Origin of the sequence: Acinetobacter legionensis, assembly GCF_048551735.1 — a bacterium.
Taxonomy (GTDB): Bacteria; Pseudomonadota; Gammaproteobacteria; order Pseudomonadales; family Moraxellaceae; genus Acinetobacter.
On sequence record NZ_JBIMBV010000009.1, the window covers coordinates 133,103 to 146,952 of the forward strand.

The following is a 13,850-nucleotide window of genomic DNA, read 5'->3' on the forward strand; positions in this document are numbered from 1 at the left end:
TCACATCGCTCTTTCTCAAAAGGAAATCATAAACCAATATGAATAAAAACCCATCTAAACGATGGGTTATGATTTTTATTTTAATTCTTTAAATCCTTGTTGACGCCATGCTTCATATAGAATCACTGCGGTGGCATTTGATAAATTCAGACTACGTGAATTCGGTGCCATAGGTAAACGAATCCAATGCACCTTTGGGAACATCATACGGACATCTTCTGGTAAGCCACGTGTTTCTGGCCCCATCAATAAAGCCACAGGTCGGTTTAAATCTGAAGTATGCGGTGTTTCAGTACCTTTGGTAGTTAAAGGATAAATCGCATCAAGATCAATCCCCTGCACCTCTAAATGTGCCAGACATTCAGCAAAGTTTTCCCAAACTTTCATATGTGCCCATTCATGATAATCCAATCCTGCACGGCGCAACTTTTTATCATCCAGTTCAAAACCTAAAGGCTTGACTAGATGTAATTGTGCACCTGTATTGGCACATAAACGAATGATATTCCCTGTATTTGCAGGAATTTCAGGCTCGTATAAAACAACATGAATCACGGGAGATCTCTACTTATCAGAATACAACCTAAGTACTTTAAAAAAAGATCATGTCAGTTTTTTAAAGAAAAATTTAGGCAGATATTATTGCCACTGTAACTGTTCGCGCAAATTCACCACTTCACCAATAATGGTCAAAGTAGGCGCTTGAATATGGTTTTCTTCAACTTTTGATGCAATATCTGCCAAAGTTCCAACCACCACCTTTTGATCTGGGGTTGTCCCTTTGGAGATCAAAGCCACTGGCATATTTGGACGTTGACCATGTGATATTAGATTTTCACAAATTTTTTCTAGTCCCACCAAGCCCATATATAAAACCAATGTCTGATTTTCGTAAACCAGCTCATTCCAGGGTAATTCTGGTGAACCTTCTTTTAAATGCCCCGTTAAAAAACGAACGCTTTGTGCATAATCACGATGTGTAAGCGGAATCCCAGCATAGGCTGAACAACCTGATGCAGCAGTAATACCTGGGACGACTTGGAATGTAATATTGGCTGCAAAAAGCTCTTGAATTTCTTCACCACCGCGACCAAAAATAAATGGATCACCACCTTTTAGACGACATACACGTTTGCCTTCGGTGGCATATTTGACCAGTAATGCATTAATACCATCTTGTGGCACGGAATGATTAGAACGTGCTTTTCCGACATATATTTTTTCAGCATCACGCCGACATAATTCTAAAATTGCTGGAGAGACCAAACGGTCATAAATCACCACATCCGCTTGCTGCATCAGTCTAAGTGCTTTTAAAGTTAACAGCTCAGGATCACCTGGTCCTGCCCCCACCAAATAAACTTCACCTTTTGGTTTTTGCCATTTTGTCAAAGCTTGTTCAATTAAACGATCCGCCTCTTTGAGGTTGTCATTAAACACCTGCTCTTTTAAAGGACTGGCATATAAATCTTCCCAAAAGATTCGACGTTCATCAGGATTACTAATCTGCTCTTTAACTGCTTTACGCCATTTTCCAGAAAAATCAGCAAGTTTACCCATGCCATGTGGAATAGAAGCTTCGAGCTGAGTACGAATCTGGCGAGATAAAACAGGAGAAGCACCATTGGTGGCAATTGAAACTACCAGTGGTGAACGGTCAATGATCGCAGGCACCATAAAGCGACAATGTGGAGGATCATCAACACTGTTGACCAACACATTTAAATCTTCACAAGCTTCAAAAACAGCTTGATTGACAGCTTTATCATTGGTTGCAGCAATCACCAAACGATAGCTACTTAGGCTAATTTGATAATCAAATTTATCCGCATGATATTGCCCATAGGTTGAATGGACAATATCTAAGAGATTTTGCTCTATATTTGGCGCAATCACATGAATCACTGCACCTGCTTTTGCAAGTAATACTGCTTTGCGGTAAGCAATATGCCCACCACCCACAATCAGACAAGGTTGCCCTTGCAGTTTTAGTGAAATTGGGAAAATTTCCACAGTGTTCCTCAAAAGTTCAAATCTGATTGTACTAAGCAATATTTATGCACAAAACTGAACCAAATATCGAGTTTTCGACATTTAATCGATAAATGTTGCACCAGCCATGTACGGGCGTAACACTTCTGGCACTTCAATAGAGCCATCAGCACGTTGGTAATTTTCCATCACAGCCAATAAAGTGCGACCTACAGCCAAGCCTGAACCATTCAAAGTATGTACCAGCTCAGTTTTCTTTTGATCTGCACGATAACGCGCCATCATACGGCGTGCTTGGAAATCTCCCATACTTGAACAAGAAGAAATCTCACGATATGTATCTTGGCTTGGTACCCAAACTTCTAAATCATAAGTTTTGCATGCACCAAAGCCCATATCACCACCACATAAAACGATTTTACGATATGGTAAACCCAATGCTTGTAAGATCCCTTCCGCATGCCCTGTCAATGCTTCCAAAGCATCCATTGAATCTTCAGGTTTTACGATTTGAACCATTTCAACTTTGTCGAATTGGTGTTGACGGATCAAACCGCGAGTATCACGACCATAAGAACCCGCCTCACTACGGAAACATGGTGTATGCGCAGCATATTTCAACGGTAAACGATCAGCATCAATGATTTCATTACGTACAAAGTTCGTCACTGGAACTTCAGCCGTTGGAATCAAATAGTATTCTTTTTCACCTTGTAATTTAAATAAATCTTCTTCAAATTTAGGCAGTTGACCCGTACCACGCAATGAGTCTGCATTAACAAGATAGGGTACATATGCTTCAGTATAACCATTTTTCAGGGTATGCGTATCGAGCATGAACTGGGTCAATGCACGTTGTAAACGGGCTAATGGACCTTTCAATACACTGAAACGTGTCCCCGTTAACTTGGTTGCCGTTTCAAACTCTAAACCACCCATCATTTCGCCAAGGTCTGTATGGTCTTTGATTTCGAAATCAAATTGACGCGGTGTTCCCCATTTTAATACTTCAACATTATCACTTTCATCTTTCCCTTCTGGTACAGACTCATGTGGCATGTTTGGGATAGAGAGTAATTTTGCTTCTAATTCAGCTTGAAGTTCATTCAATTCAACTTCAGCAGCTTTAATTTCATCACCAATCGCACCCATACGTGCCATGATTTCTGAAGCATCGCCACCAGATTTTTTGATTTGACCAACTTGTTTCGCACCCGAATTACGCTCTGCCTGTAAGTTTTCAGTTCTAGACTGGATTTCTTTACGGCGAGCTTCTAGTGATGCCCATTCTTCAACGTTGAGTTGTACACCACGTTTGGCTAAGGCTAAGTTTACAGCCTCGATATTATTTCTGATTAATTTCGGGTCGATCATAGTCAATCTAAAGGGTAAGAAAAAAACTGACTATAGTGTAAGCTCTTCACTGTAAAAAATACAGTGACAGAGCATTAGACATACATGAATTGTATGATTTGAAGGCAATTAAGGTGTAACAGGTTTTTCGACAGCCGCTTCGACTTGAGGTAGACTTGGTAAATACTCAGCTTTAATCAAATCTTTTGCAACTTGATACGGCAGTTTTAACTCAGGCATACCTTCTGCATAAGAGGTAAGCTCATACAGTGGATAAACAAAAACTAGACCATTTACACCATAATAATAGTTATCGCTTAACTGCAACTTTTCACGTGTAATATCTTTTTGAATCAACCAATTCGCATTGGCATCATAAAGCTGTTCAGCCACTTTTGCTTCCACGTTTGGTTTTAGAATATCAGTTAAGGCGAGGCGCTTTTGCGTGGTTAAATCGAATGTCACATATTCATTGTGATACATCCCATGAGCTGCACCTGCTACATAGGTATAAGTCTGGATCACAAAAGTGGCTAAATTATTTTGTTGTGAAATAAAACGAACATAAATTGAATTTTGATTTAAACCTTTAGCTGAAGATTGCGCTTCACTTTCAGCTTGGGCATGATTTTGATCTTTTTCAAATGCGCCAGGTACATCTTTTTTAATACGATTTAGAAAATAATCATCTAGCCAAGACACATTACTTTTAACAGTTTGCAAATCATATTGTGTACAACCATCTTCATCACAAAACTGTTTTTTTACCACGTTGACTCGCTCAACTTTGGCTTGAATCAGCGGTATTTGCGCGTGTTGAGTCGCAGTTGTAGCCTGTTCTGCTTGAGGTTCCGGCTTTTCCTGGCATGCGCTAACCATGAGCATACTGGATAAAAGAGATAAAAAAATCAGACCACTTTTAAAATTTACTTTCATTTCTATATCTTTAAAGCATATTTAGTAATAGCCCTATCATAAAACCAGAACCTTTAAATTAATATTCATTATTGTAATTATCACCTATTTACACTGTAAATAAGCGCGTTGTTATTTCAAAGATTTGCTTTCTGCTAACATCTTCTTCCTGTTGATACGCTCATTTATCCATCTTTTTTCTTGATAACTATGTTTTAAATAATCATTTCTTGTGTGCAAATAATACTTTTTTATAATTTTTAAACTCATTAGATCAAAAACTAAATAACATTGAATACCACTAATAACACCAAACATCCAATCCTCAGGGTCAGGGCCAACACTGGGTTGAGCCAAAACTACAAATAAATCATTATCACTAAAAAATGTTAGCACAAAAGTATGGAACTGTCGTGGAGCACCACGTTCATTATGTTGAACAAAATACTTCCCAGCTTGTTTGATCATTTTCAATGTGATTGCAGGACTGACAACTCCATCCAAATTATCCTCAAAATCGCATCTGACTTCATCAATTTGTTCTTCAAATAAATCACTCGCGTCATCATAAATAAACACTTTCTTCTTTATGTCATAACAATAGAAAATTGTATTTAAAAGATACTTTTCATAATTATTGTGAACTGAAAATAAAGCTTTTAATATTTTTTTATTTGGGGTGACTTCTAAATATACATCGTAGTAACGACTCAGCTCAAAACTGGATTCTCTGTTTGAAAAAAACTTCATAAAGCTTGATTAAACACAAAAAAAGATCTGCAGTGATAAAAGAGTTAGAGGCCGTTTCTGGATGATATAAGGGATGTTTAAAATCTACAGTCATAATTCAAACCTTAAGCTAAATCCACCCAATTACAATGAAACCCCAGTGGTACATGTACCCCCAAATCAATTTCAGCTTGTGGCTGAATTTCCAATCCATTTACTTTTAAAATAACAGCTTTGGCTGCTTCTCCGTCCAAATGATGTAAATAGGCCATCAAATAACCATGCCCTTCTGCACTGTGCTCATGCTCAGCCACAAAAGTGACTTCACCCATTGCCCACTGTATACCAAAATCATAACTCACCGATGTTTGCATTTCTAAATCATGAATATATAAACAATTGAACAATGCAGTTCCAGCAAAACCCAAAGTATATAAATAACGATATGGAATCCCAGTAAAACGCGCATCAATTTTCGGAAATTCTTGAATCCGAGAGTCGAGTACAGATCTATCTAATGTCTGTGAGTTTAGATCAATGCTCCAACGCTCTAATTGTGCATGTTGCAATTCATAAGCTGCGTGTTGAGAATGTTCAAAATCGTCCTGATGTACTAAAACATCTAAAATAATTCTATTTTCATGATCACGAAAAGCATTTGCCGCATGAAAAACAAAACATGACTCAAGCTCAATCCACTGAATCTTTTCAGCATTTCCATATTTAGGCAATATTCCGATACGCGCTGGATGTTGTTTATTCCATTGATACGGAACACTTGCGCCACGTAATAATCGAGCCATAGAAAAAGTAAGTGGAAAATCAAAAACCAAAACTTCATGTTGTGTAATGAGACAATCATGAATCATGGGACCATGTTGTAATAAAATTTGCGTCACATGAATCAAATCGCCATGCTGATCAATCACTTGGTAATAGGCATTTTTACGATCTAAGGCATCATAACTAATCGCATGTAGGTGCCCTGTTTTGATATCTTTACGAGGATGTGCCGTAAACGGTAAATCAGCATCACTATTAAACAACTGATAACGTTCTGCATTTAACTCATCATCTAAGCAGATCGGAAACGCGCCAGCTTCAATCACTGCCCAAAGCTTTCCTGCATGTTTAAAAATGTTGGTATTCACAACATCATGTGCGCCACGGCGAAAACCACCTATTGAGGGACGTTGTTTATATTTCTGTACAGTATCTGTGGCCAGCATACTGCTTTTAAAGCAGATTGCTTTACCTGCTTGTAATTTGAGTGCATGAATCATTCCATGACCAAGATACCACTCAAATAATGAAGGCTTTTCTATCTCAATCGGATTTGAACCAATTCTTAACAATAAGCCATTTAAATGATCTGGGATAATTCCTGATATTTTTAAGTGAGTTGTGATGATTTCTTCAACTGGTTGGTAAAGCTTTTTGTGATATAGATTAACTTCCTTATCACGACGATGTCGCCTTAAAAATCGCCCAATCACGCAGATTAACTTTTGTCTCAAAACATTAAAAAATGATTTTTGCGCAGTTATCCTTGGGTAATGTTTGAGTTTCAATTGTGTTTTGCGATACATACAGAATCTCTATTTTTATATTCAAACCCTTGTTTGAGCATAGAATAATCTTATATTGAAAGCCACTTTATTTGCTCGTCGCTATTTATCATTCGCCTGATTAACATGACCGAGTCTATTGCTTTGTTCTGTTTAATTGGCATAAAAAAAGCAACCTTATGGTTGCTCTTCTATTCACTTAAAATCGTTTATTGATCTATGATATCTGTACCTTTAGGTGGCACAAAATTAAAGGTAGATGCTGGGATAGCCGCATTGACCTGTACATTGTTAAAACGCACAGTGGTTGTTTGACCTAAAGAATCTTGCAAGATCATTAAAGTCGGTGCATTTTTCGCCCCAAAACTAATCGTCAAGCTTTGGAAAGCACCATCTTTTTGTTTTGGATACAAGGTATAGTAAGTTTTACCTGCATTTGGCTGAGTAATACGATAAGCCTTTTGAATTTGCTCGGTATTACCACTGAGTAGTAATGCCGGTGTATTGGCAACCTGCTCATCTAAACTTTGGCGTACAGCCTGCTGTAAGTCAGGATCATAAATCCACACTGTACGACCTGCAGTCACAATAGTCTGTTTCGCGGGTGTCGTGGTTTCCCAATAGAATTTACCAGGGCGCTCAACCTTCATTGTACCTTTAAAAGTTTGATTCATATGTTGAGCGGTTAAACCCTTTTTCTGTGCAACTTTACCTGTTTGAGTCGCTTTTGTGGTTTGCTCAAAATTTGCAGTAAAGCTTTTTACACCACTGAGTTGTTTAACCAGATTTGCGGTTGCTTGTTGCTCCGAAGCAGCAGTTGCTGCAAAAACTGTTGTGCTCATTACAGGTGCAAACAGCGCTGCACTTATAGCCACTGCACCCATCGTTTTACGAAGCATATTCATATGTCCACCTTTTCTATGTCTGCACCTCAATTAAAATATTCAGATAATATTTGGCACAGAATGTAATTTATTAGATTGCTTATCTTAAACCAAATTGAGTCAGTAATAATTGAGAAAATAAGAAGTTTTGTATTGTTATTGGTGCAATATGTTGAAAATTATTCATCATGATGAAGATGGTTTTTTCTTTAATGCTAAAAAAACTGATAAAAAAACCCGCAATAAAGCGGGCTTTTTTGCACTATTAAAACTTACGCTTCAACAGATACATAGCGACGGCCAAATTGACCTTTCACTTCAAATTTGATTACGCCGTCAGCAGTAGCAAATAAAGTATGGTCACGACCCATACCAACATTTGTACCCGCGTGGAATTCTGTACCACGTTGACGAACGATAATGTTACCAGCAGTCACAGCTTGACCACCGTACATTTTAACACCTAACATTTTAGGATTCGAATCACGACCGTTTTTGGTCGAACCACCGGCTTTTTTAGTTGCCATGTCTATATACTCCTAGTGATTAACCTGCGATCGTAGTAATTTTCAACTCGGTAAACCATTGACGGTGACCTTGTTGTTTACGGTAGTGCTTACGACGACGCATTTTAACAATACGAATTTTGTCATGACGACCGTGACCAACCACTTCTGCAGTTACTTTTGCGCCAGCTACAACTGGAGCACCGATTTGAATACTTTCGCCATTCACAACCATTAATACATCATCAAATGTAATAGTCGCGCCAGTTTCAGCTTTCAACAATTCTACTTTAAGGGTTTCACCCTCAACAACACGGTGCTGTTTACCACCGCTTTGGATTACTGCGTACATAACGTACTCCAACTGACCCGTGTCGTCGTGCCGATAAAGGAATATACCGATCTTAAGACGAACGCCACTGGGGGTTATTCAAGGGCAAAGATTTTAAGTGATAATGAATTAAACAACAAGTCATTTCCAGCAAATATTAGCATTGTATAGAAAATAATCTGCATATATTCATTTTTTTAAGATTCTCCCTTTGATAATATGAATTTTTTTTTAAGATCCAGCTAAAATTGAAATAGATTTTTAAAACAAATCCGCTACTATGTAGCTCAAAAGAATGATCTATTGAATGTTAAATGCTTTATTCATCTTTGGACAAAGGAGGAACAAATCATTAAGATTCAGGCACGATGTCTGCTTTCAAAAGCAACATTGAGACATGTTAATTGTTACACTAGCAACTTATAACGCATTTGCATGAGGCTCCCACCCGATGACCATCGACTTTAAGCAAGATATTCTCGCTCCAGTTGCAACCGACTTTGCTGCAATGGACAAGTTTATTAATGAAGGGATTACCTCAAAAGTTGCTTTAGTAATGGCGGTCAGTAAACATGTTGTTGAAGCTGGTGGTAAACGGATGCGTCCAATTATGTGCCTACTTGCAGCAAAAGCATGTGGTGCAACAGACTTACAGATGGAGCCTTATCGTAAACTGGCAGCCATCATAGAAATGTTACACACTGCAACACTAGTGCATGATGATGTGGTCGATGAATCTGGTTTACGTCGTGGTCGTCCAACTGCTAACGCGACTTGGAACAACCAAACTGCGGTATTGGTTGGGGATTTCCTTATTTCTCGGGCTTTCGATCTTCTTGTCGATCTAGACAATATGATTTTGTTAAAAGACTTTTCAACTGGCACTTGTGAAATCGCTGAAGGCGAAGTGTTACAACTCCAAGCCCAACATCAACCTGAAACAACTGAACAAACATATTTAGATATTATTCACGGTAAAACATCTCGTTTATTTGAACTTGCAACTGAAGGTGCTGCAATCCTTGCTGGGAAACCTGAATATCGTGAATCTTTACGCTTATTTGCTGGCCATTTTGGCAATGCCTTCCAAATTATTGACGATATTTTAGATTACACTTCTGATGCTGAAACATTAGGTAAAAATATTGGTGATGATTTAATGGAAGGTAAACCCACTTTACCTTTAATCTCAGCCTTAGCAAATACCCAAGGTGAAGAGCACGAGATTATCCGTAAAAGTATTGCAACTGGAGGAACAAGCGATTTGGATCGGGTGATTCAAATTGTTCAGACCTCAGGTGCTTTAGATTACTGTAGTCGCCGTGCAACAGAAGAAACTCATGCTGCGATTCAGGCTTTAAATCATTTACCTGAATCTGAGTATCGCCAGGCATTGTATAATTTAGCGCAACTTGCCTTACATCGAATTCAATAAAATTTAACAAGGCTTATGCATATACAATTTAATGATCTTTTCCTCCTTATGCAGGAACAACTTGATAGCATAAAAGTTGTTCCCAATCCTGATATATTAATTGAATTAATCAATCGTATCAGACCTACTGACAGCCACAATTTAGAAGAAAGTCAAAATAAATTTGAGGAATTACTTCAAGCACTCTTAATCACACCAAATGCATCATCTGCGTTTCAAGGTTACTTACTAAAACTGGTTAACCACTATAAACAAGCAGGGTTATATGCAGATAGCGGGATTTTATCCTTAGACGGTTTCTGGAATCAGCTTGGACAACGTATCGGCGCACATTTCCTACCTTTATTAAAAGACGAATCTGATCTCAAAGATTTGGTCGGCAAAGTGTTTCATCAACGTAGCGATAAGTATTGGCTGGAAAATATAAGTGAAAAGAAATGGGAACAACTATTCCGCTTATTGAATCAAGGTCATCGTTATAAAAACGATAAATTGGGAATTAAACGCGACATTGTTAAAGCCATCACAGTACTTTCCTATCGAATCAGTGGTATTGGTCTGTATCCTGAATTTATCAATGCTTACCCAGAACTTCAGGAATATGAATCTCCTTTTTTAGTTCAAAATCGTGAAATAGTTGAATTTATAGAAGCGTATAAGAAGCAGCATCAAGATGAAGATGAGCTTGCTATTGGTATAGCTCCAGATGCAGATCAAGCTTTGGTTATGATTGAACAATGCCGCGATGTGGTATTAAAAATCCGTCGAGCAATTAAACGGATTGGTGTTAGCTTAAGTCTGACTTATTTATTATCGCTACTAGAACAATGTATTGATCGAATTGAACTGCTTCTCAACTTACTTGTAGAAGATGATCAAATTCGTTATCAACTCTGTGGCGAATTACTCACCGATTTAGTCAATGCACACTATAGTGAAACCAGTGTACGTGATTTACTCAAAACTAATAGTGAATTGATTGCACTACAAGTCACTGAAAATGCAAGTAAGACGGGCGAACATTATGTCAGTACCGATAAGAAAGGTTTCTTTGGCATGTATAAAGCAGCTGCAGGTGCAGGTGCGATTATTGCCACCATGGCAACACTTAAAATACTGACAGCACGTTTAGTTCTTGCACCATTTATGCATGCTTTTCTTTACAGCATGAATTATTCATTGGGTTTTATACTGATTCATGTTTTGCACTTTACTGTAGCAACAAAGCAACCAGCAATGACTGCAGCCGCACTAGCATCAACAGTTCAGCACCAAAAAGGTTCAAAAACAGCACAAATTGCTGAACTTGCAGGACTGATTATTAATATTATTCGGACGCAGTTTATTGCAATTCTGGGAAATATTTCGATTGCAATTCCAACTGCAGCTTTAATAACGTATCTATGGCAACTTTCGATGCATGAACCACTTTTAACCCATGCGAAAGCGACAACCTTACTCGCCAGTCTAAATCCATTTACCTCACTAGCAATACCACATGCAGCAATCGCTGGTGTTTGTTTATTTTTATCGGGATTAATCGCTGGATATTTTGACAATATGTCAGTCTATCGAAAAGTCGGTCCTCGTTTAAAAGCCCATATGAAATTGAAAAAAATAATGGGACAAGCAAGGTTGGAAAAATTTGCAGACTATATAGAAAGAAACTTGGGTGCTTTAGCAGGTAATTTTATCTTTGGTATTATGCTTGGAAGTATGGGAACAATTGGGTTTATTTTAGGCTTACCATTAGATATCCGTCATATTGCTTTTGCTGCTGCCAACTTTATTCAAGGCTTAATGACCATCAATGGCTCACCTGATATTGGTCTCATTATTGTGTCTTTCCTTGGCGTGTTGTGTATTGGTTTAACCAACTTATTTGTCAGTTTCACCCTCACCATTATTGTGGCACTTCGAGCAAGACAAGTTCGTTTTTCGCAATGGAAACCATTGGCAAAACTTATATTTACCCATTTTTCTACCCGTCCTTTAGATTTCTTTTGGCCCCCAAAGCAACCGTTACAACTGGAAGATGAGGCAAACTCACAAAACAAACTAAATCACTAAGCTTTTTGTTAATTTTTGTGCAAATTGTTAAATATTTCACAAAAAGAAATTAGTATAAATTACCTAAATTTACTCACTTGAAAAAAAGTGTACTGGCTAGTACACTTCGGTGCATTAAATAAACTTAACGTACGCAATTTATATACTCTAGGTTATCTTATGCCTTATGTATTGCTCCTTATTGGCTGTATAGGTTTACTTATTGGGAGTGTTGGTTTAAACATTAACCAGATACAACAATTTGATTTTTCAAGCGTTGTATGGATGAGTACACACCGTTTAGAGGTCTTAAATGGTTTAGCACTTACCCTATCCTATCTGGGCGGCTTACCGTCAATGATTGTGATCGCAGGGCTATGCAATTTATATTTCATACGCCTCAAACAATATGCGAATGTACTGATGATCAGCATTGGTCTATTTGGTGCTTCGGCAATTGGTTGGATTATTAAATATCTAGTCAATCGTCCAAGACCTGATGAAATCTACCAAATGGTGCAAACCTATGGTGCTTCATTTCCTAGTGCCCACAGTATTTATGCTGCTATTGTCTGCTGTTCGATTATGTTTATATTTCAAAAGCATCGCCAAGCTAAATGGATTAGCTTAGGGGGCTTTTTATGGTTTCTAAGCATGGGGGGATCTAGAGTTTATCTAGGTGCACATTTCCCAACTGATGTACTCACTGGATGGGGTATAGGTGTCATATGGGCTGCTATTTTATGGCTCATACTGTCACGAGAAACGTTAAGACAGAACAAATTATTTTTAGATAAAAATCTAAACGAGGTGGAATAATGATGTCGGCAAAGCTTTGGGCCCCTGCCCTTACTGCTTGTGCTCTCGCAACAAGTATTGCACTTGTAGGCTGCAGCAAAGATCCTAAATCAGCACAACAAGCTGGTGGTGCTGCCCAAAAAATGCCGCCGACTGAAGTTGGTGTCATTGTTGCTCAGCCACAAAGCGTAGAACAAACTGTTGAACTTTCAGGTCGTACTTCAGCGTATCAAATCTCTGATGTTCGCCCACAAACAAATGGTGTTATTTTAAAACGTTTGTTTACTGAAGGCAGTTTTGTTCGTGAAGGTCAACCTCTTTATGAGATTGACTCAAGCATCAATCGTGCAAACTTAGACAGTGCAAAAGCAGCTTTAGTACGTCAGCAAGCAAATTTAAATGCATTGCAAGTTAAAGCAAATCGTTATCGTCAACTTGTCGGCATCAATGCTGTTTCTAAGCAAGAATATGATGATTTACTTGCTCAAATCAAACTTGCAGAAGCAGATATTTCAGCATCAAACGCTGCTGTTAAAAATGCGCAAATTGACCTAGGTTATTCGACAGTTCGTTCGCCTATATCAGGTCAATCTGGTCGTTCTTCAGTCACTGCTGGCGCTTTAGTCACTGCAAACCAAGCCAATGCTCTGGTCACGATTCAGCAACTTGACCCAATTTATGTAGACATCAGCCAATCAAGTGCTGAGCTATTACGTCTACGTCAACAATTAAGTCAAGGTAGTATTGATCGTAGCAACAATACCAAAGTTCGTCTAAAACTTGAGGATGGTAGCTACTACGGTGTAGAAGGAAATCTTGCATTTTCTGATGCAAGTGTAGATCCAAGTACTGGTTCTGTGACTTTACGTGCAGTCTTCTCAAATCCTAACCATTTATTATTGCCAGGTATGTTTGCCAATGCGCAAATCGTACAAGGCTTAATTCCAAATGCTTACTTAGTTCCACAAGCTGCAATTACACGCACACCAACCGGTCAAGCGATCGCGATGATTGTAAATGCAAAAGGTGTAGTAGAAAGCCGTCCTGTAACGACTGTAGGTGTTCAAGGTAAAGATTGGATTGTCACTCAAGGTCTAAACACAGGCGATAAAGTGATTGTAGATGGGATTGCCAAAGTAAAACCAGAACAAGAAGTTGTTGCTAAACCGTATCAACCTCAAGCGGCTGCACCACAAGCAGGTGCTAAACCAGGTACAGCAGCACAACCTGTTCAACAAAATAAGTCTAGTGAACAAAAAGCTACTTCAAATGCATAAGGGGTAGACGAAT

Annotated in this window: 13 protein-coding genes; 4 read left to right on the top strand and 9 right to left on the bottom strand. The window is 38.4% G+C overall.

Features of this window, described 5'->3' with window-relative positions; all coding sequences use genetic code 11:
- Positions 1 to 75 precede the first annotated feature (75 nt).
- The 9 genes from ACG9ZL_RS10225 to rplU all read right to left on the bottom strand — a co-directional run bounded on the left by ACG9ZL_RS10225 (position 76) and on the right by rplU (position 8,299).
- A complete protein-coding gene (locus ACG9ZL_RS10225) occupies positions 76 to 555 on the bottom strand; it encodes a tRNA (cytidine(34)-2'-O)-methyltransferase (RefSeq protein ID WP_419359922.1) in 480 nt (159 codons plus the stop codon).
- An 84-nt stretch (positions 556 to 639) separates the two neighbouring features.
- Complete coding sequence (cysG, locus tag ACG9ZL_RS10230) at positions 640 to 2,013, bottom strand: siroheme synthase CysG (RefSeq protein ID WP_419359923.1); 1,374 nt, start codon at positions 2,011 to 2,013, stop codon at positions 640 to 642.
- An 81-nt stretch (positions 2,014 to 2,094) separates the two neighbouring features.
- Positions 2,095 to 3,366, bottom strand: coding sequence for a serine--tRNA ligase (serS, locus tag ACG9ZL_RS10235; RefSeq protein WP_419359925.1), 1,272 nt, complete (start codon positions 3,364 to 3,366; stop codon positions 2,095 to 2,097).
- Positions 3,367 to 3,474: 108 nt separating this feature from the next.
- On the bottom strand, positions 3,475 to 4,281 hold the full coding sequence (locus tag ACG9ZL_RS10240) for an RsiV family protein (protein ID WP_419359926.1): 807 nt from the start codon (positions 4,279 to 4,281) through the stop codon (positions 3,475 to 3,477).
- A 111-nt stretch (positions 4,282 to 4,392) separates the two neighbouring features.
- Positions 4,393 to 5,010, bottom strand: a complete 618-nt coding sequence (locus tag ACG9ZL_RS10245) for a hypothetical protein (protein ID WP_419359928.1) — start codon at positions 5,008 to 5,010, stop codon at positions 4,393 to 4,395.
- Positions 5,011 to 5,114: 104 nt separating this feature from the next.
- Positions 5,115 to 6,578: a carotenoid oxygenase family protein gene (locus ACG9ZL_RS10250; protein ID WP_419359930.1), complete on the bottom strand. Its 1,464-nt coding sequence runs from the start codon at positions 6,576 to 6,578 to the stop codon at positions 5,115 to 5,117.
- A gap of 188 nt (positions 6,579 to 6,766) precedes the next feature.
- A complete protein-coding gene (gene lolA, locus ACG9ZL_RS10255; protein ID WP_004722558.1) occupies positions 6,767 to 7,462 on the bottom strand; it encodes an outer membrane lipoprotein periplasmic chaperone LolA in 696 nt (231 codons plus the stop codon).
- Between the two features lie 251 nt (positions 7,463 to 7,713).
- Entirely contained in the window at positions 7,714 to 7,968 is a 255-nt protein-coding gene (rpmA, locus tag ACG9ZL_RS10260) for a 50S ribosomal protein L27 (protein ID WP_004722560.1), read from the bottom strand.
- Positions 7,969 to 7,987: 19 nt separating this feature from the next.
- Positions 7,988 to 8,299, bottom strand: a complete 312-nt coding sequence (rplU, locus tag ACG9ZL_RS10265) for a 50S ribosomal protein L21 (protein WP_004722561.1) — start codon at positions 8,297 to 8,299, stop codon at positions 7,988 to 7,990.
- Between the two features lie 430 nt (positions 8,300 to 8,729).
- Between rplU and sdsA the strand changes: the two genes are divergently transcribed.
- The 4 genes from sdsA to ACG9ZL_RS10285 all read left to right on the top strand — a co-directional run bounded on the left by sdsA (position 8,730) and on the right by ACG9ZL_RS10285 (position 13,837).
- Complete coding sequence (sdsA, locus tag ACG9ZL_RS10270) at positions 8,730 to 9,713, top strand: All-trans-nonaprenyl-diphosphate synthase (protein WP_336952791.1); 984 nt, start codon at positions 8,730 to 8,732, stop codon at positions 9,711 to 9,713.
- Between the two features lie 15 nt (positions 9,714 to 9,728).
- The gene (locus ACG9ZL_RS10275) at positions 9,729 to 11,783 is read left to right on the top strand and encodes a site-specific recombinase (protein WP_336952792.1); all 2,055 of its coding nucleotides are present in this window, start codon (positions 9,729 to 9,731) and stop codon (positions 11,781 to 11,783) included.
- Between the two features lie 159 nt (positions 11,784 to 11,942).
- Positions 11,943 to 12,581 carry a phosphatase PAP2 family protein gene (locus ACG9ZL_RS10280; protein ID WP_419359952.1) on the top strand — a complete coding sequence of 213 codons (639 nt, stop codon included), beginning with the start codon at positions 11,943 to 11,945 and terminating at the stop codon, positions 12,579 to 12,581.
- Complete coding sequence (locus ACG9ZL_RS10285; protein ID WP_336952794.1) at positions 12,581 to 13,837, top strand: efflux RND transporter periplasmic adaptor subunit; 1,257 nt, start codon at positions 12,581 to 12,583, stop codon at positions 13,835 to 13,837. The genes ACG9ZL_RS10280 and ACG9ZL_RS10285 overlap by 1 nt, the downstream gene beginning before the upstream one ends.
- The last annotated feature ends 13 nt before the right edge of the window (positions 13,838 to 13,850 follow it).

Coding starts and splice junctions, on each gene's coding strand:
- ACG9ZL_RS10240 (WP_419359926.1), bottom strand. CDS start 4,281: ATGAAAGTAAATTTTAAAAGTGGTCTGATTTTTTTATCTCTTTTATCC.
- ACG9ZL_RS10245 (WP_419359928.1), bottom strand. CDS start 5,010: ATGAAGTTTTTTTCAAACAGAGAATCCAGTTTTGAGCTGAGTCGTTAC.
- ACG9ZL_RS10250 (WP_419359930.1), bottom strand. CDS start 6,578: ATGTATCGCAAAACACAATTGAAACTCAAACATTACCCAAGGATAACT.
- rpmA (WP_004722560.1), bottom strand. CDS start 7,968: ATGGCAACTAAAAAAGCCGGTGGTTCGACCAAAAACGGTCGTGATTCG.
- serS (WP_419359925.1), bottom strand. CDS start 3,366: ATGATCGACCCGAAATTAATCAGAAATAATATCGAGGCTGTAAACTTA.
- lolA (WP_004722558.1), bottom strand. CDS start 7,462: ATGAATATGCTTCGTAAAACGATGGGTGCAGTGGCTATAAGTGCAGCG.
- sdsA (WP_336952791.1), top strand. CDS start 8,730: ATGACCATCGACTTTAAGCAAGATATTCTCGCTCCAGTTGCAACCGAC.
- rplU (WP_004722561.1), bottom strand. CDS start 8,299: ATGTACGCAGTAATCCAAAGCGGTGGTAAACAGCACCGTGTTGTTGAG.
- ACG9ZL_RS10280 (WP_419359952.1), top strand. CDS start 11,943: ATGCCTTATGTATTGCTCCTTATTGGCTGTATAGGTTTACTTATTGGG.
- ACG9ZL_RS10285 (WP_336952794.1), top strand. CDS start 12,581: ATGATGTCGGCAAAGCTTTGGGCCCCTGCCCTTACTGCTTGTGCTCTC.
- ACG9ZL_RS10275 (WP_336952792.1), top strand. CDS start 9,729: ATGCATATACAATTTAATGATCTTTTCCTCCTTATGCAGGAACAACTT.